Below are 19,090 nucleotides of genomic sequence, written 5' to 3'. Positions count from 1 at the left end.
TCGGGAGCACCTCATTCATTTGACCACGACCGATACGCGGATAACGATGACAGAACTTTCTCAAGCAGATCTCACGATTCTCTACGGCAGCCAAACCGGAAACGCCGAGTTCCTCGCTTACAACATTCATGAGTCGGCAAAGAAAGCCGGCCTCCAAACCGAGTTGCTGACGCTGAACGATGCGCTCGAAGGTGGCAACCTTTCCTGGCAGCGACTACTGATCGTGACCTCTACGCATGACAACGGGCACATGCCTGACAATGCCGATGCGTTTTGGCAATGGTTACAGTCCTGCGGGGAGAGCCAATACGCGGATCTACCATACGCGGTTCTGTCAATCGGTGATTCGATGTATGACGATTTCTGCAAGGCTGGGCAGGATTTCGACGCGCGTCTCAGTGCCCTCGGCGGCGTTCGGATGCAGGAACGAATCGACTGCGATGTCGACTATGACATGACGTCAGGTGCGTGGGTAAAGAAACTGCTTGCTTCAATTCCTGAAATCACTGCCTGGTCTCCTTTGAACTCCGTAGAGGTCGACTCCGAGGTCGCTTCGCTCTTCACCAGCGCGCCCGAAGAATGGCATCACGCGAAGCTCGCGGGTCGACGGCTCTTGACCGGAGCCGGTTCGCAGAAACGAGTGCTTCACTTCGACATCGACCTTCCCGACGGGTTCGCGTATTCGGCGGGAGACTCGATCGATATCCGCCCTCGGAACAGCGAACAACTTGTCGAGGAGTGGCTTCGAGCCTTTCCCGCTGCAGAAACCGTTCGTATCGGGGACGAAGAATTGCCCTTCTCGACCGCTCTACGGGAACGTCTTGAGCTTCGACTGCCTCATATCGGCATGATCAATACGCTGATCACCAGTATCACCTCTTCTGAAGCAGCAGATCAGATCCGAAACCTCCTCGACGCAGGGGATCGTCACGAGATTGATGCCTGGCTCTGGGGGCGTGATGTCCTTGACGTGGTGAACGAACTTGGTTTTGGAGGAACAGCGGCGCAGAAGATCGTTGATACCTTGCGGCCCCTGCAAAGCCGTTCTTACTCTATTGCGTCTAGCCCTGCAATCAATACGTCTCGGCTGAGTCTCACGGTCTCCTCAATCAGCTACACACGTGAGGGCCGGGTACATGTCGGAGCCGGGACCTCGTTTCTCGAGGGTCTGCCAGATGGATCAGAGATCTCTATTCGGCGAGTCGTGGCCCACGATTTTCGACTTCCTACCGATGAATCGCCGGTTATCATGATCGGTCCAGGGGTTGGAGTAGCGCCGTTTATCGGATTCCTTCAGGAGCTTTCCACCCGGGACAAGGCTAACGAGGCGTGGTTGTTCTTCGGTGATCAGCACCGCGAATCGGATTGGCTCTACGGTGATCGGCTGAGCGAATGGCAGGCCTCCGGGGTTCTAACGAAACTCAGCCTCGCCTTCTCCCGCGACCAGATGCATAAGCATTACGTTCAGCACGAAATCTTGTCCGAAGCTGCGGAACTGCGCAAATGGATTGATCGCGGAGCGCATATTTACATATGTGGGGATAAGAACCGGATGGCACGCGATGTCGAGAATGCACTACTCGAAGTTCTCGCACCTCCCGGAGAGTCCCGTGACGCTGGGGTCGCTGCGCTCGAAAAGTTGAAGCAATCAGGCCGATACGCCAAAGACGTGTACTAAGAATTACTTCAGGTTTTCCCGCCCCCTGGCTGTAACCAGGATCTCTTACGATTTCTCAGCAGCCTTTTCACTTCACCATTTCACATTCCTCACAGACATAGAGATATAGGAAGCAAATCATGCGTGTCGGTATTCCCACCGAGATTAAGAACAACGAGAACCGCGTCGCCATCACCGAAGCCGGCGTCTACGAGCTCAAGCGCCGCGGCCACGACGTGCTCGTGCAGGCCGGCGCCGGCCTCGGCTCGGCGATCACCGACGCCGACTACGCGGCCGCCGGCGCGAAGATCATCGATGGTGCCGACGACGTGTGGGCGCAGGCCGACATGATCCTCAAGGTCAAGGAACCCATCGTGGCCGAGTACGCGAAGATGCGCAAGGGCCAGGTGCTCTTCACCTACCTGCACCTCGCCGCCGACAAGACCCTCACCGAGGCCGTGCTCGCTTCGGGCACCACCGCCATCGCCTACGAGACCGTACAGGTCGGTCGCGCGCTGCCGCTGCTCGCCCCCATGAGCGAGGTCGCCGGGCGCCTCTCGGTGCAGGTCGGCGCCTACTCGCTGATGAAGGCCAACGGCGGCCGCGGCGTGCTGCTCGGCGGCGTCACCGCGACCCGTCGCGGCAAGGTCGTGGTCATCGGAGGCGGCGCGGCCGGCGAGCAGGCCGCGCGCATCGCCTACGGCATGGGCGCCGAGGTCACCGTCATCGACATCTTCATCCCCCGCCTCAAGCAGCTCGAGGACGAGTTCAACGGCCGCATCCAGACCCGCACCTCGAACGCGCACAACATCACCGAGGCGCTGCGCGACGCGGATCTCGTCATCGGCTCCGTGCTGATCCCGGGTGAGAAGGCCCCCAAGCTCGTCACCGACGAGATGGTCGCGCAGATGAAGCCGGGCTCGGTGCTCGTCGACATCGCCATCGACCAGGGCGGCTGCTTCGAGAACTCGCGCCCCACCACGCACGACGACCCCACCTTCCAGGTGCACAACTCGATCTACTACTGCGTCGCGAACATGCCGGGCGCCGTGCCCGAGACTTCGACGGCCGCGCTCACGAACGCGACCCTGCCCTACGTGGTGGCGCTCGCCGACAAGGGGTGGGCTCAGGCGCTGGCCGGTGACGAGGCGCTGGCTAAAGGCCTGAACGCGCACGAGGGCGTCATCACCAACCAGGGTGTGCATGATGCTTTCCCGGGACTGAAGCATGCGCCATACACAGCGATCATCGAAAGCGCATTGTCGTGACGTGAAGGTCCTGAATTACGTCTCGTTGCCTGGGCGGCGGTGACTTTCGCTTAGTCGTTTGATCGCCTGGAACCATGAGACGATTGTGGTGGCAATGGGGATAGAACCCGAGTGAAGAATCGTGCCGTCTGGAGGCAGCGAGCAGCTCTTGGCTCGGTGTGAAGTCCTCACTCAACGACGAGAAAGGCGGAAGCATGGGAGAATCCGACCAATCCCGCTCTCTATTTCGAGCCGATTTTCCGCAGCTTCGAGGCGAGGTGCTTGCAGAGCTCGTCCGACTTTTCTCATCAGGAAAGGATCCCGTCGGACTCGCGGAAGCAGCAGTCGAGCTGGTGGCCGATGCTACAGGGGCGAAAAGTGTGTTCGTATACTTTTGGGATCCCGATACGGAGCGCCTTGTCCTTCGTACAGTTACCCGCATTGATTTGGCGCTGACTCTGGGAAGCATCCAGATCCGTCTAGGAGAAGGGATTACTGGCTGGAGCGCGCTCCACCGAAAGCCGGTACTCATCAATGAAAGCCCGATGACGGACCCAAGGTTCATGGCCGTTGACGGTGTTGATGAGAATGATTATTCATCAGTGCTGGTTGTGCCGATCTTCGACGACGCCCTGCTGTACGGAGTGTTCGCGATGTACTCTTCCGATGATCGAACGTTCGGGCAGGAGGAACTCGCAATCTCTGAAGAGGTTGGGCTGTTGCTCGGCAGCGGCCTCAAGCGCGCCGAAACCGTCCGAGAGCTGGAACTGCAGTCTGCTACGGCACGGTTTCTCTCCGATCTTCCACCTGCCTCCAGTTCCTCCCTTCCTGCGGCTATTCGAGAGTCAGCAAAACGAATCCTTACTCTTCTCGATGCAGACGCTTGCATCATCGACTACACGAGTTGGATTGCTCCGACGTCGGAACCTATCGCTGTAGCCGAAAGAACAGCTGAAGCAGTCGAGGAGCCCAGGGTTTGGCTCACCCACTCGAAACAGGTCGCGCGAGAAACGGAACAGCGCTACGAGCATGCGGGCTACGACCACATATCTTCGTCGCTCGGATTTGGCATCGCACGTGGTGCGTTGACCTGCTACTCCCGAAGAAAGTTCACCCAGGAAGATATCACTCGTCTCGGCATTCTTGCTACCCAAGTGGGTGTCCTTGTCGGCAATATGGGCAGCGTTCCGAGTGGTGCCGCACAGTTGGTGGCGCTCTTGGCCTCCGATCGAGAGGAGCAAATTCAAGAGAGCTTGAAGTTCCTCGGCTGGAGGGGCGGGGTGTTCGCACCCATTCTTGTTCAAGTGAAGCGCATAGGGTCTGATCTTGAAACATTTGGACGTCTCATTCAAGAGAGTGCTTACTTGGATCTTGGTCCTGACACGCTGATCACTCAATCAGGGACACTTGTCGTATTACTTGTGCAGAACGAAAAGCTCATAAGATCCCATGAAATCACCTCCCGAGTTACAGATTGGATCAGTGATCTGGAGGCGAGAGTTGGGCTCAGTGCGGATGTAGGGATAGGGCAAGCTACAAACGAGACCATAAGTGTCAGGACGTCCCTCTATCAGGCACGTACAGCATTGGCATGGGCGAGTTTCTCATCGACCAGAAGAGCGCCTCAAGTCGTCGACTACGACTCCATCCGGCTCGTCTTTGAGCTCCCGCGTCTCATCAATGACCTTGCGCCAGAAATACAGGGGCTACACGGCGAACTCACACCAGTAGCTCTGCACGATGCACAATTTGGCACCCATCTACTTGAGACCCTTGAAGCTTACGCACTGCATGGCGGATCCGCAGCTAGCACCGCCGACGCTCTATTCATTCATCGGAATACGCTCAGGCAACGTCTGGGGCGAATCCATGCACTATCCGGTCGGGAATTCGACCAGTCGAGTCACTGGCCAGAAATGTTGCTTGCAGTCCGCTTACTGAAGCTGGACCTTCTCCAAGGCTCGTTCAGAACAACAACCCCGAGAAACTTGGAGGTGGAGTCACCAGAATCCCAATACTGAGGCTCATCCAGAAGGTCCACGGTTTGATACTTCAAAAGGCGCGTTCCTGCACGTCATCCTCGGTTTTGAAACCGGACAATACGTTCGAGTGCGTCTGCCACCGCGTCTACTCCTGCCGCATACGATAGCCGCACACTGCGCCCACCAGCTTGAGGGTCGAAGTCAATCCCTGGAACTACGGCCACCCCAGTCTTATCCAAAAGAGCACGAGAGTAGCTGACGGAGTCTCCGAAACGTTCACATTGTGAGCCGAGGTCTGAGTAGTAGTAGAAGGCTCCCTCGGATGGTGCCGAAGGTCCCCAGTTCAGCTGGGCCTCCTCATCAAGCAGCAAGCGCCGTGCACGGGCGAACTCAGCGAGTATCGCATCCCGCTCCGCGTAGCATTCCGGCGTGAATGCAGAAAGTGCGAACTCTTGAGCCGGCGTCGGGGGCGAGAGCGCGAAGTTTGATGCAAGGGCTTCAAAGCTCCCAAGGAGATCCTCCGGCAGGATCGCCCATCCGAGTCGCCAGCCGGTCATTCCCCAGTATTTCGAGAAAGAATTAATCACTATTGCATCGGCATCCAGCTCTCTGGCTGTGACACCGCGCGAATCGGCATCCTCAGATTCTGGAAAAGTAATCCCGTGATAAAGCTCGTCGCTAATGACACGTGTGCCGCGCTTTCTGCACCACTCAACGAGCGCGCTCAATTCTACTCGACTCAACATGGTGCCAGTCGGATTCGCGGGTGACGCCAGGATCAATCCATCGATATGGCCGCCCTCGGAGACCGCCTTTTCGAGCATTTCTGGGGTCGGTTGATAGCGGGTGCTCGGACCGGTCGTGATCTCCACCACCTCTACGCCGAGCGTCCGGAGGATATTCCGGTAAGCCGGATACCCGGGGACCGCAAGAGCCACACGATGACCTGCGTCAAATGCTGCAAGGAAGGCGAGCAAGAACGCACCCGATGATCCTGTCGTGAGCGCGACAGTGCGAGGCTCTAGTTCAATGTCGTACCAGTCGCGGTAGTGCTCGCAGATTGCTTCACGTAGGGACATCAAACCAAGGGGCCCCGTGTAACCGGCGGCCTTCAGCCGCGAAGGTGCAGGTCGCGGTTTGGGCTCACCCGCACAAAGCGACACGATGTCCTGCCCCGCGAGACGACGACTTCCAATGTCCTCGGTAATCCGCATGACTTCGAACGCCGGGATCCTTGACCGCGTAGATGAACTGAAGGGGGCCAATCGTGACTCGAATTGGCTTGTGTCGTTGCTGTTGTTCGGGCAGTCCAAGGGATCGTGATGTAGTTTCTGATTCATTCTTCCCTCACGTCAATCTAGATGAGATCCAAGGCTGCCGTGACGATCGATGCAGCATCAATACCATGGAGCTGGTATGCATCGGGAAGACTCGACGATTGACCGAAACTCGTCACGCCAAGGCACCGGATGCGGTCGCCTCGAATACCTGCGAGGAACGCGAGCGTGTGAGGGTGGCCATCGTGCACAGTGACAATCGGCGCGGGTGCGTGCTTGGGGAAGAGTAGTGAAGCGATATCGGAGCCATGCGTCGCTTCCGTGCTTCTCCGGTGCTGCATTGAGCGGAACAGAAGGTCCGGGCTCGTCAGGCACACCACTCCGGCCTGTATTCCAGCCTCTGCGAGCGTCTCCGCTGCAGCGAGTACCTCGGGCATGAGAGCGCCGACGCCGACGAGCGTGAGGTCATCGTGTGCTGGATCGTGATCCGTGATCCGATACCCTCCTGCGATGGCATGTTTCCGACGGCGTTCCAGGAACAACTTCTCTGTTGGGATCCGTGCGAGCTGTTGGTCGATAGGGCGTGTCGAGAGACGGAAGTAGGAGGAGGTGCCGCCTGGCACACCAACCCTCGACATGGCATGCAGCATGCACCATTCGAGATCAACCGCAAATGCCGGCTCCCACGCAATGCAATCGGGTTGTTCGAGCCCGATGGAGGGAGTGGAGATCGATTGATGAGCACCACCCTCCGGCGCGAGCGTCACGCCCGAAGGAGTACCCACAAGGATCGAGTGTCCACCCGCATAGATGCCATAAGACCAGGGTTCAAGGGCGCGTGAGACGAATGGGTCGTAGAGCACTCCGATCGGGATCAGCGGGGTGCCCCAGCGGCTCCAGGCGGTGCCGAGTTCGCCGAGAAGACTGACGAGATTGACCTCTGCAATGCCGAGCTCGATATGCTGGCCCTGCTCAATTTCGCGCCAACGGAGAACGCGTCCAGGATCGTCTGCGAACCAATCGGGTCGCTGGTGAGCAGACCACACCCCTGCTTTGTTGATCCAGCCACCCAGATTGGTGCTCGAGGCCACATCAGGGCTGCACGTCACGATGCGCTCGGCAATCTCGGGTGCGTCGTGACGTAGTGCGCTGAGCAATCGTCCGAGTGCGGCTTGAGTCGAGACCGGTGCCGCGGGGACACGCAGAGGCAGTTGCACCTCTGGGAATGGTGTACTTGGCAGCACGGTCTCACGACGAAGTTCGCGGGCGCGTCGCGCGCACACTGCACCCTCCGGACTCTCTGGCTCGAATCTCTGCCAGGGATGCTCCAGCGACATACCGTGCAACTCAGCGAGTTGCTGCATCTGCATCTCGGTGAGCAGAGCGGAGTGATTCGCCGGGTGGCCCTCGATGGGCAGGGCTCGTCCCTTCACCGTGTAGGCGAAGACGACGGTCGGCCTGTCAGTAGCTATCCCATCAAAGGTCTCCAACAGCAGCTCGAGGTCATGACCGCCAAGATCTCGAATCAGCGCCGCGAGTTCGGAATCGGAGATCGCTTCAAGAAGCGTGCGGAGATCACTTGAAGGGGAAACGCCGAGCAGGCGCGTACGCACATCACTTGGCTCAGCTCGGAGCATGCGCTGATATTCTTCGTTACTCATTGACTCGAGGCGTTCACGGAGAGCCTGTCCGCCGGCACGCTCATACACTTCAGCGACTGTTTTGCCCCACTTCAGCGTGATCGTTTCCCACCCAAGCGCCTCAAACATGGACTGCAGGCGCTCGATCTGAATGTCGGGTACCACCCGGTCGAGTGATTGACGATTGAGATCGACAACCCAAAGCACCTCGCCAAGATTTGAAACCATTGGGTCACCCAGCGCCTCCCAGACCGCCCCTTCATCGAGTTCCGCATCGCCCACCAAACTGATAAAGCGGTTCGCCGATGGCATCCGCCGGTCATGCGACGCCAGATACCTATGCGTGAGTGCAGCCCAAATCGGTGCCGTCGCCCCGATCCCGACTGAACCAGTTGAGAAATCAACGGTTCCAGGATCCTTGACGCGACTCGGATAGCTCTGAAGACCACCCATCTCTCTCAACGTTGTCAAATACTGCTCATCGAGATCGCCGAGCAGGTAATTGATTGCGTGTAACACCGGCGAGGCATGAGGCTTCACGGAGATCCGATCGTCACGATGCAACGCATGGAACCATAGGGCAACCATGATTTCGACCATTGATGCTGACGATGCTTGATGTCCACCGACCTTTACGCCGGATGGATTCGGGCGCACGCGATTCGCATGATCGACTATCGCTGTGGAGATCCATCGGACGCGATCCGCGATACGTCGCAGAGCATCGATATCGACACGCACTGATGGCGCCTGTGACTCAAGATTCCGAGGGAGGAGTTTCATTCTCCTATTACACTCACCTATGTTCTAAAAGGATGGATATCAGCAGGAAAGCTCTCTAGATCAAGGTATTTGCGCTTTGAATGAAGCCTTATTCGGCTTTTTCATGCTAGATGCGCATGATATCCTTAACCAATGGAAGTCGTAGTCGATGGGGCAGATCGCAAGATCCTCGAGATCCTGCGCCGCTGGGGGCGACTGCCCGTGAGTGATATAGCACGTATGATCAATTTGACAGCTGCCCCGGTGCAGCGACGCATTGATCGACTCCATAGGCTTGGAATCATTCGCGGGTATAGTGCCGTGATCGATGAGCATCGAAGCGGCGCTCTCGAGGCATTCGTGGAAGTGCGACTCGGTGGTTCCACGGAAACGGGAGAGGTCGCCGACATCGTCAGGCGGATTGCCGGAGCTGAGGAGTTTCACACCCTCTCCGGCGACCCGGACGTCTTGATCCGTCTCAGAGTCGAGGATGTCGACCATCTGCAGCGAGTGGTCAACTCGATCCGCCGCACCGGCAAGGTCGCAGGCACCAAAACTCTCATTGTGATGCATGGTTGGAATCGCAGCTTCGATGCCGCGGAAACGCTCGTGGACGATACTCATAAGCCTGAACCCGGTTCGGAATAGGCTAAAGTGGCAGATCGCGGCGGGTTTTCTTTTGCTCCTCTTGTCGAGAAGCAGCCACTCATGTGTGCGAGCGCGAGATCCAACTTCTCGAGCAGTATCTCGATCTCGCACTCCGTGATCCGAAGCGGTGGACTGATGATCGCGGCATTATTGAACGGAGCAATCCCAGCCGGATAGACGAGAAGACCTTCCCGAAAGCAAACATCGACGAAGGCCGACGAGATCTGCTGCTCGGGATCTGGTGTTTCTCTCTTCTGCCGGTCGGTGACGAACTCAAAGCCCCAGAGCAGCCCTCTACCGCGAACGTCGTCGACAAAGTGATAGCGCTCGGCAAGTGAGCGCAGTCCACGCGCCAGTTGTGCTCCCCGTTGGCGCACATTGTCAAGCACTCTCTCTCGCTGGAGCAGCCGGAGTACCGCCAGACATGTTGCCATGCTCAGTGGATTCGCTGAGAAAGTGTGACCGAAAGGCGCGATGCCGCTGTGCGCCCGCATTGTCTCGATGAGGTGTTCATGCATGAGCACTGCACCTACGGGCGCATATCCACCACTGAGTCCCTTCCCGACCAAGAGCATATCGGGAACCACGCCCTCATGCTCACAGGCAAACCAATCTCCTGTCCGCCCCATTCCAGTGATGACCTCGTCGACAATCAACAAGACATTCAGGCGATCACATACTTCCCGCAACTTTTGGAGATATCCGACGGGAGGGACGAGAACTCCTCCCGCAGCTCCCACTATCGGCTCCACTATCATCGCAGCTACTGTCTGCGGATCCTCGGCGCGAATAGCCTGCTCAAAGTCAGCAGCTGCACGTTCCGCGTACTCGAGTTCGCTCTCGCCGGGCCTTGCGTACCGATATGAGTGGACGGGTGGCGCAACAGGGAAAGCATGGAGCAGAGGACCATAGTCAGGTCTTCTGGCTGGATGTCCTGACATTGAGAGCGCACCCATGGTCATGCCGTGGTAACTCGTGTGACGCCCGAGAACTTTCGTCTTCTCTGGCAAGCCGCGGTCACGCCAGTAGCCTAGAGCGGCACGAATGGCGAACTCCGAGGCCTCTGAGCCACTGTTGACGAAGTAGACCCAACTAATATGGTCCGGTGCGAGGGCAGCCAATTCTCTGGCTAAATCTTCGGCAGGCTGATTGGTGAACTGAGCACGGTAGCTGAAGGCGATGCGCTCGGCCTGGACTTTCATCGCCTGCGCCACTTCTTCGACACCATGGCCGATGCTTGCCGTCATAGCACCACTCGACCCGTCCAGATACTTGTTTCCATCGATGTCGTAGAGAAACACTCCCTTTCCATACGCGACAACAGGATAGTTCTGGTCTATCACTGACTTGAGCAGTGAGCTTTGCGCCATGGCGACCTTTCTCATCGACTCTGCGATCGAGGGGAAATCTGAGCGTTCGTTACAGTGCAAGATCCGTCCGGTCAATTCCGACGACCCGATCGCCGACAAAAAACCGAACCCCGTACTGTGGACTGTGTCCACCAATTCCGCTGGTGCCCCAGAAGGTCTGGCGAGAATGTCCCGCGAGATCGGACATGAAGGTGCCGTTCACCCGCACCTCGCCTGCACGAATGCGTGATCCGAGTCGCACTGCAGCTTCGGTGTTGGTGCTAAAGACGAAGCCGTCAAGTCCCCCGCCAGGGGCATTGGCGTGTGCAAGGGCGTCTTCGTCGCTATCGACCGAGTGCACCGTGATCAGCGGGCCGAACAGCTCCTCATTCGCATCCTCCGGTCGGGTGCCCACGATCATGCCGGGGGCGAGAAACCATCCATCGAGATCGGGCATGCGCTGGGTAGCGATGAGTTCGCCGCCCAGCGACTCGAGCCGGGATACGGCCTGCAGCAAGGCCTGACGATGCCGTTCGAAAGCCATCGGGCCAACCTGGGTCTTGGCATCCAGCGCATCTCCCACTGCGAGCCTGTCGAGTTCCACGCCGATCGCCTCGACAAGGCTGTCGTGAATCGATTTGTGCACAAGAACCTTGCCTGGGGCCTCACACCACTGACCATTGAGACGTGTCATGCCCTGAACGATCTGGATCGCGGTCTGTTGAACATCGGCATCCGCTCGCACAATCGCCGGATTGTTCGAGCCGAGCTCCATTTGCATGACGTTGAGATTCGAAGCTGCCGCTACGGCGACAGTGCGCCCAGCTCCAAGGCCACCGGTAAACGACAGCGCCTCGATCCGATCATCCTCAGTAAGCAGTGATCCAACTTGTGATCCTCCTTGAATCAGCTGGAAGGAAGCCTCGGGAAAACCTCGTCGTTCTAGCTCGTGCACCAGGATTTCAGAGAATAGCTGACACCCGTTCGGCGCATTTTCAGAGGGCTTCAGCAGGACCGGACATCCCCCGAGAATTGCCGCAGCAACTTTGCCGACAGTCGTGAACGTGGGAGCATTCCAAGGCGCGACGATCACCGCAGGACCTATTGCACGACGGAGCAAAACTACCCGTCGTCCCGCTTCCCCGAGTTCCGCAGACTCGCCGAGCTCTGCTGCTTCCCGCACTGCTCCACGTGTTCGATCGCCAAGAGAGGATGCGATGATCCTCGTGGTCGTCAGCGGCGCGCCAGTGTTGATCGAATCCTGCAACGCAATCTCATCCTGCCGGCGTTCGAGCTCGTCAGCCACCGCCAGAATCAATTCCGTTCGAGCACGCAGGCCGAGTTCTTCGAGCTGTTGCGTGTCATACAGGGCTCTGGCCGCTCTGAGCGCCCTCTCGACATCGACGGGGCGTGTCGCGAGTTTCGATTGACGGTACGCCCCAGTATTGGGGTCGTGCAACGTTCTTCGAGTGTCGTCCATCTCGTCGACCCAAGCCCCATCGACATAGGATCGGAGGGGAACGATCGGAACCGTGATTCTCGTCATATCTTTGCTTCTTTCCGCATGGTTAGGTTGAGGAGCCGATTGTCACCATTCGATGACAGCGCGAATAGAATCGGCCTGCTTCATCGCCTCGAAGCCCTCGTTGATCTCCTCGAAACGCCACCGTGAGGTCACCATGCGATCCAATAGCAGGGCACCCGAACGATGGTGGCTTATGAGGGCGGGGATGTCTCTCGGCAGCTGGTTCGTTCCCATGTAGGCACCGCGAATCTTTCTATCGCCCTCGATCAGAAGCTCAGCATCAACAGAGATGCGGCTGCCCGGTTTCTCGAGACCGAGTATTGTCGCGGTGCCGTTCCTGGCGAGGATTTCGAACGCTTGAGCGGCAGTGTGCGGTGAACCAACCGCCTCGAAACTTTTGTCGACGCCTCCAGGGCAGATGAGCTCCAGTTCATCGCGCAGCCCGTCTGTTGAGAGAAGCGTGTGGCTCGCGCCGAAGGAACGTGCACGATCAAGCTTCGCCTGATGTACATCAATAGCTACGATGATGCGCGCGCCCGCGATCTTTGCTGCCTGAATCGCTGCAACTCCGACGCCCCCACACCCGATCACTGCCACGGCATCGAGTGGAGATACCCCGGCCGCATGTACAACGGCACCGAAGCCGGTGGCTATGCAGCATCCGATCAGACATGCTTCTCTTGCGGGGATAGCGGGATCTATAGGAACGACCGCAGACTCCCGAACTATCAGCTCTTCGGCAAAGCCCCCGATAGAGCCGAGAAGATTCACTGGGGCACCTCGAGCATCAGTCAGTTTCGGTCTCTCACGCTGTCGGAGTTCACCAGATCTCTCGCATTGCGTTGCTCTTCCGGCCACGCAGCTTGAGCACAGCCCGCATGAGGGGGAGATGGTGATCACGACACGTTCACCGATGCGGTGCCGCGCTTTCGCTTCGCCGACAGCGACGATCTCTCCAACTACCTCATGCCCCAATACGGCGGGCAACTCGATAGCCAAAGTTCCATCGATGTAGTGCAAATCACTGTGGCACAGACCGGCCGCGAGCGTGCGCACGCGAACCTCGCCTGGCAGAGGCTCATCGATGTGAAGGTCTTGAATCTCGAGCCCACTGCCAGCCCGGGTCAACACGGCGGCACGGATTGGAGTGCGAGTCAACGTCATTGTCGTTCTCTCTCTTGATTGAATCGTATGAAGTCAGCCCGAAGTCGATTTCCGAGAGTTCCTACAGATGTAGACCCTTGGCTATTCAGCGTCGTTCATGAATCAGGGAACGCTTTAGCTGATATCAGTCAAACTTCCTGGAGGGCTTTGAGGCGGTGCATTTTGACCATAATCAAGCGTGATGGTGTGAGCTTCGCACTGCGAGGAGTATGGCCGTTGCTGCCGTGGACTCGTAGGGTACTCTGAGCTGCTTCTACGAAGCGATCGCCCGACTTCCCGACACCAGCGAGCTCGTAAGTCGGGAGCTCGCCACCTCATTCAGCGAACGATGTGACAGTCTCATCGCCTTCTACGGAGTGCCGGAGTCCAGTCTTCACCAGTCACAGCACCTCCGATTACAGAAGCGAGGTCACCTATGACTTTTCTAGTACGCGGAGATCCATCTGACCTCTCCCGAACAATGCCCACATATCTTGCAAACATGGATTCTCAGCCACGAGTCAAGCCTGACTTGAACGCCGATTTCGCCTACGCAAGTCAAGCCACTGTGGGTCGAAAGGCGCACCTTCTTTCAGAGGGAGGCGGACAGCGTGACGGTTTCGATGCGGCCCATGAGTGCGGGCGACGGCTACAAATACTTGCTGAAATCTGTCGTCTACGGCGATGGCGACCGCGCCATGTCCACCCCGCTCACCCGCTACTACAGCGAAGAGGGATCGCCACCCGGTCGGTGGCTCGGCTCCGGTCTGGCGGGCCTCGCCGACGGCCTGATCGCTGCAGGGGATCAAGTGACCGAGACGCAGCTCCAACTCCTCGTCGGGATGGGCCGGAACCCGATCACCGGCGAGGCATTGGGGAGGCCATACAGCCAGTTTCAGACGCTCGACCAGCGGGTCGCGGCACGCGTCCGCAAACTCGACCGCTCGCTGACGCCGACCGCGCTGGCCGAGGCCGTCGCGCTGATCGAAGGGGAAGAAGCGGGGAAGAAGCCGCGCAAGGCCGTTGCCGCGTATGACTTTACGTTCTCGATCCCGAAAAGCGCGTCGGTGTTGTGGGCTGTTGCGGATGCGGGTACGCAACAACTCATCTGGGAGGCGCACCAGGCCGCTGTTGCGGAGATGTTGAAGTTCATGGAGCGAGAAGTTGCCGCAACACGCGGCGGTGCGCTCGGCCCGGACGGGGCCACCGTGCAACTCGACGTTGCTGGTCTCGTCGCTACCGCGTATGACCACTACGACTCCCGCCTCCACGACCCGTATCTGCACACGCACGTCGTCGTCTCGAACAAGGTGCAGGAGGCGCAGACCGGGCGATGGCTCGCGCTCGACGGCAGGCCCTTACACGCGGCGACCGTCGCACTGAGCGAACTGCACGAAGCTGTGTTCGCCGACACCCTCACTAGGCTGCTCGGAGTGGACTGGGAGATGCGTGATCAGGGGGCGGGCCGAAACGCATCCTGGGCGATCACAGGGGTGCCCGAGGAACTCATCAAGGAGTTCTCGAACCGTGCCCGGCACATCGAATTGGAGAAAGAGCGACTCATTGCCGAGTACGTCGAACGGCACGGGCGTCGCCCGAAGCCCGCGACCGTGATCAAGATGCTCCAAGAAGCAACCCTGAGCACCAGGCCGGAGAAGGACGTGCGATCGCTCGACGACCTCACGACCGAATGGCGCAACCGTGCAACCGGGCTCCTCGGAGAAGACGCAACAGCGTGGGCGACCCGTGTTGCGTGGCAACACGCCCCTGTTGCGGGGCGCAGCACCACGGTGTTGCGCGCCGATGACATTCCGCTCGACCTCATCAGAGAAATCGCCGCGACCGTGATTGAGACGATTGGTGAGAAGCGCTCGACCTGGCGGCGCTGGAACCTCGTAGCTGAAGCCGCACGACAGTCGATGTGGCTCAGGCTCGCGTCGACCCAGGATCGGGAAGCCATCGTCGGCATGATTGCCGACGCCGCCGAGCAGCAGTCGCTGCGCCTCACCCCACCAGAACTCGCTCTCACGCCCGCCCAGTTCCTGCGCGAAGACGGCAGCACAAGATTCCGGCCGAAGCACTCGACCCTGTACTCCTCAACGGAACTCCTCGCCGCCGAAGACCGGCTACTCGCACGCTCCCGGCACATGGCCGGCCCCCGGCTCGCGCTCGCCACGATCGAGCGGATCGCCGCGCAACCCGATGCTGGGGGCCGCATGCTTGGCCCAGACCAGTTCGACGCACTCACCCGGATCGCTGTCTCAGGCCGCACGCTCGATGTGCTCGTCGGCCCTGCAGGAACCGGCAAGACGACCGCTCTCGGCACGCTCAGGCGGGCGTGGGAGTGGAAGCACGGTGAGGGCTCGGTCGTCGGGCTTGCCCCGTCCTCAGTCGCCGCCGACGTGCTCGCGGCTGATCTCAGTATCTCGACCGAGAACACCGCGAAATGGCGGGAGGTCTTCGAGCGCACCGGGCAGGGGTTCACGAAGAACCAGTTGGTGATCCTCGATGAAGCGTCGCTCGCGGGCACCCACTCGCTCGACTTCCTCACCCGGCAAGCCGAGCTCGCGGGTGCGAAAGTGCTGCTCGTCGGAGACGCCTGGCAACTCCAATCCGTTGACGTCGGTGGAGCGTTCTCCCTCCTCGTGGGCGACCGCGCGGCCGAGGCCCCGGAACTGACCGAGGTGTGGCGGTTCGCCGCCGACTGGGAGAAGCTCGCCTCGCTCGAACTCCGTCATGGACGCCCCAAAGTCATCGACAGCTACGCACAGCACGGGCGCCTCCGTGGCGGCACCACCGAAGAAATGGCGGAGGCCGCGTATCGGGCATGGTGGGCTGACCGGCGTGCCGGGCGCGGCACGATCCTCATCGCCGCGACGACCGAGAACGTCACCGACCTGAACGAGCGCGCCCGCCGCGACCTCATCGCCGTAGGCTACGTCGACGCCGAACGCGAAGTCGCGCTCGCAGACGGCACCCGTGCAAGCGTCGGAGACACGATCATCACGCGCAAGAACGATCGCCGCCTGCGCTCCGCTCACAGCTGGGTGCGCAACGGCGAACGCTGGATCGTCACGAACGTGCGCGACGACGGAGCCGTGTTCGTGCGACCCCCGACCATGCGACACGGAGGCGGCATCATGCTCCCCGCCTCCTACGTCGCAGAAAACGTCGAACTCGGCTACGCTGTCACCGCTCACCGTGCTCAGGGAGTCACCGTCGATACTGCGCACACGCTCGTCGAAGCGACCACGACCCGCGAGGTGCTCTACGTCTCCATGACCCGAGGCCGCTACTCAAACATCGCTTACGTCGCCACGGACAAGCTCGACCCGGCGCATACCGTTGACCTGCCCGGCACCGACCCGGACGTTACTGCCCGCACCGTGCTCGAGGGCGTACTCAGGCACGTCGGTGCCGAACTCTCTGCGCACGAGACCATTTCCGCCGAGCAGGAACGCTGGGGCGGCATCTGGCAGCTCTCGGCAGAGTACGAGAGCATCGCCGCCGCCGCGCAGCAAGACAGGTGGGCGCGACTCCTCGCAGCCTCGGGCCTCACAGACGCGCAAGCTGCTGAAGCCGTTGGTGCGGAGACCTTCGGCGCGTTGGCGGTCGAGCTTCGCCGTGCCGAGGCGGACGGGCATCAGCTCGACAGGCTCATGCCTCGACTGATCGCGGCTCGCGGCTTCTCCGATGCTGACGACATCGCCTCCGTGCTCCACTACCGGCTCGAACGCGCTGTTGCCGGACTCGGAGCCAGAACCGGCCAGCGCCCCCGCCTGATCGTCGGCCTGATCCCCGAAGCGAGCGGCGTCACCGATGCTGAGATGCGGGCCGCACTCGACGAACGCCGCGACCTCATCGAAGCACGCGCGGCCGCGCTGCTCGATACTGCGCTCGCCGATCCTGCGAGTTGGGCTGCCGGGGTCGGCGCACCCCCGACGCAATTGGGCGCGGCCTCTGACTGGCGAAACCATCTCATCACCGTCGCGGCGTATCGCGACCGCCACGGTATCGACGCCCCTGACCCGCTCGGTGCCAAGCCTGAGCAGGTCTCGCAGAAGATTGACCACGAACGTGCCGCCGCCGCGCTCACCAGGGCGCGACAAGTGGCCGCCCGAGCGCCGCAGCCCGGCTCGTCACGTCCTGCACCTGCGCGGGAGCGGCGGGGGCCGATCCGGTGATGGAACTCGGACGAGGCCTGCGCCGGGCTACTGCAATCCGTTGGTGCTCCGAAGCGCAGATCGGTTCGGAGAGCGCACCTCGTCACCATCAGCCGAGGCAACGTGAGCGGAGGGCGTCGTGGTCAGCACGAAACGGGTGCAGCCAGAGCAGTTCGAGACAACCGAGTGGCACACTGCTGAACGTAAGTCCAGGTTCGTCAACACTCTGCTGCGTTTCATCAAAGATGACTGCCCCCGCGAGAAGTTCATAAAGCAGCTCTACGACGGCCTCTACAACGATGGCCACTTCGGGTTCATCGCGCACTACGACATCCACGGTTTCTACGACGAACAACTCTCGACACCCGAGCGACGATCTCTGTTCATTGCCGAACTTCGACGCGGCTGCGAACAGCACAGCCACCTCGACCGGCCAGACCTCTGGAGCGACGTGAAAGCCGTGCTCGCAGAACGCCTCAGCCCCCGGGAACCCCGAACCGCTACTCGGGCTCGCACCGCCACGAGCGCGCGACGGGCCGCCCCCAAATACGACGGGCCGACCCTCTTCTAAGGCGTTGAATGTACACGCTCAACGCGAGAGCGTGAGGACTCCACTCGTAGGCGTATGCTGTGGCCGCCCTGCTGGTGCCTCGGGGCTCGGGTTCGGTGAGGTCGCACGATTCGCCTGCGGCATCAGATCAGAAAGCGCGGCAAGCGGCTTGACGGTCAGGAGCGTCGCCACATCATCCCGGTTCCGCACCGGGGTCGCTCCGTACTCCTCGAGCAGCAGCCGGGGGCCGAGATTGCCGATCGAACCGGGCTCACCTTCGACCACGGCGACCTGCCGGTGCAGTGCGCTCGCGATGCGTGCGGTCTGCACTGCCTCACCCTGCGGCCCCGACTCGATCACCGTCGTGACCGCCGAGAGCGCCGCAACGATCCGCCGCTGACTCTGTAACGAGTCTCGGCCGGGCGCTCTCCCCGGCGGGCACTCGCTCACGAGCAGCCCGTTCTCCCCGATAGACGCGAGAAACCCGTTCGGCGTGATCGCGTCCGGGTCTTCTAGCGCATGGGTCAATACCGTGATCGCGCCGCCAGGCCCACGCTGCGGGCCAGAAAGCGCAGCGCGAGCGATCCCAGGAGAAGCGGTCGAGACGATCGTAACGTCCTGCAAGCTGAGCCCGACCGCAAGCCGATCGGCGTCGTACATGCCACGGCCCGACGCGGAACGTACCCCGATGATCGAGACCCGCTCAGAGAGTGGACGCGTCAGCAGTTCGGGCCGGGAGCCCTTGATCCAGAGCGCGTAAGGCGCCCGTGACCCGAGCGCGTCGAGCGCGGTCGGCCAGTCGGCATCATCGGGAGTGACGAGCGTGAGCCCTTGCTCTCTGGCGAACTGCACACTCCGGTCGACATGCGCAGGATTGTAGGCGGAGAAGTAGTTGCGCCAGTACGCCAGTGCCGCCGCATCGAGACCCCTCGGCTGCTCGCCGAGTGCAAATCGCAGCGTCTGCACGGCCCCGTGAGCCTGGAGCAGGCCGCCGGTGATCTCGTGTCCGAGCGGAATGATGTAGCTCAGCGCGACCCGTGCCGTACGCTCGTCGTCGATGCGGGCAAGGGCAAACCGTTCAGACATGGTGGCCTCCAAGGGTGCTCGATACACCCCAGAGGTATGGTTCGGGCAACTGATCCGCAGG

The 19,090-nt window shown here is 60.3% G+C and carries 12 protein-coding genes; 6 read left to right on the top strand and 6 right to left on the bottom strand.

Going from position 1 to position 19,090, the window contains the following annotated elements; genetic code table 11:
* Positions 1 to 46 precede the first annotated feature (46 nt).
* The 3 genes from EVS81_RS04940 (at position 47) to EVS81_RS04930 (ending at position 4,925) form a co-directional block, all read left to right on the top strand.
* A complete protein-coding gene (locus EVS81_RS04940; protein ID WP_130109398.1) occupies positions 47 to 1,678 on the top strand; it encodes a diflavin oxidoreductase in 1,632 nt (543 codons plus the stop codon).
* Between the two features lie 119 nt (positions 1,679 to 1,797).
* A complete protein-coding gene (gene ald, locus EVS81_RS04935; RefSeq protein ID WP_130109397.1) occupies positions 1,798 to 2,925 on the top strand; it encodes an alanine dehydrogenase in 1,128 nt (375 codons plus the stop codon).
* A 194-nt stretch (positions 2,926 to 3,119) separates the two neighbouring features.
* Complete coding sequence (locus tag EVS81_RS04930) at positions 3,120 to 4,925, top strand: helix-turn-helix domain-containing protein (protein WP_130109396.1); 1,806 nt, start codon at positions 3,120 to 3,122, stop codon at positions 4,923 to 4,925.
* 53 nt (positions 4,926 to 4,978) lie between these two features.
* Here EVS81_RS04930 and EVS81_RS04925 read toward each other — a convergent pair whose 3' ends face one another.
* A complete protein-coding gene (locus EVS81_RS04925; protein ID WP_240740049.1) occupies positions 4,979 to 6,100 on the bottom strand; it encodes a pyridoxal phosphate-dependent aminotransferase in 1,122 nt (373 codons plus the stop codon).
* Between the two features lie 143 nt (positions 6,101 to 6,243).
* The gene (locus tag EVS81_RS04920) at positions 6,244 to 8,586 is read right to left on the bottom strand and encodes a transketolase-like TK C-terminal-containing protein (RefSeq protein ID WP_130109394.1); all 2,343 of its coding nucleotides are present in this window, start codon (positions 8,584 to 8,586) and stop codon (positions 6,244 to 6,246) included.
* Positions 8,587 to 8,718: 132 nt separating this feature from the next.
* Between EVS81_RS04920 and EVS81_RS04915 the strand changes: the two genes are divergently transcribed.
* On the top strand, positions 8,719 to 9,213 hold the full coding sequence (locus EVS81_RS04915) for an Lrp/AsnC family transcriptional regulator (RefSeq protein ID WP_130109393.1): 495 nt from the start codon (positions 8,719 to 8,721) through the stop codon (positions 9,211 to 9,213).
* On the opposite strand, the gene EVS81_RS04910 is transcribed toward EVS81_RS04915, so the two are convergent.
* From EVS81_RS04910 to EVS81_RS04900, 3 genes are read right to left on the bottom strand one after another with little or no spacing between them, the layout of a single operon-like run.
* A complete protein-coding gene (locus EVS81_RS04910) occupies positions 9,186 to 10,583 on the bottom strand; it encodes an aminotransferase family protein (RefSeq protein WP_130109392.1) in 1,398 nt (465 codons plus the stop codon). The two genes, EVS81_RS04915 and EVS81_RS04910, sit on opposite strands and share 28 nt — an antisense overlap.
* A 49-nt stretch (positions 10,584 to 10,632) precedes the next feature.
* Complete coding sequence (locus EVS81_RS04905) at positions 10,633 to 12,108, bottom strand: aldehyde dehydrogenase family protein (RefSeq protein WP_130109391.1); 1,476 nt, start codon at positions 12,106 to 12,108, stop codon at positions 10,633 to 10,635.
* 42 nt (positions 12,109 to 12,150) lie between these two features.
* The gene (locus EVS81_RS04900; protein WP_130109390.1) at positions 12,151 to 13,251 is read right to left on the bottom strand and encodes a Zn-dependent alcohol dehydrogenase; all 1,101 of its coding nucleotides are present in this window, start codon (positions 13,249 to 13,251) and stop codon (positions 12,151 to 12,153) included.
* A 602-nt stretch (positions 13,252 to 13,853) separates the two neighbouring features.
* On the opposite strand from EVS81_RS04900, the gene mobF reads away from it, so the two are divergent.
* Together mobF and EVS81_RS04890 are read left to right on the top strand one after the other, a co-directional pair.
* The gene (gene mobF, locus EVS81_RS04895; RefSeq protein WP_240740048.1) at positions 13,854 to 17,414 is read left to right on the top strand and encodes a MobF family relaxase; all 3,561 of its coding nucleotides are present in this window, start codon (positions 13,854 to 13,856) and stop codon (positions 17,412 to 17,414) included.
* Between the two features lie 118 nt (positions 17,415 to 17,532).
* On the top strand, positions 17,533 to 17,964 hold the full coding sequence (locus tag EVS81_RS04890; protein WP_130109389.1) for a hypothetical protein: 432 nt from the start codon (positions 17,533 to 17,535) through the stop codon (positions 17,962 to 17,964).
* An 18-nt stretch (positions 17,965 to 17,982) separates the two neighbouring features.
* On the opposite strand, the gene EVS81_RS04885 is transcribed toward EVS81_RS04890, so the two are convergent.
* Complete coding sequence (locus EVS81_RS04885) at positions 17,983 to 19,029, bottom strand: DNA-processing protein DprA (protein WP_130109388.1); 1,047 nt, start codon at positions 19,027 to 19,029, stop codon at positions 17,983 to 17,985.
* Positions 19,030 to 19,090: the final 61 nt, after the last annotated feature.

Origin of the sequence: Leucobacter triazinivorans, from assembly GCF_004208635.1 — a bacterium.
Lineage (GTDB): Bacteria > Actinomycetota > Actinomycetes > Actinomycetales > Microbacteriaceae > Leucobacter > Leucobacter triazinivorans.
The sequence above is the reverse complement of the archived record's forward strand: the minus strand, read 5'-3'. Positions and strand labels throughout refer to the sequence as shown.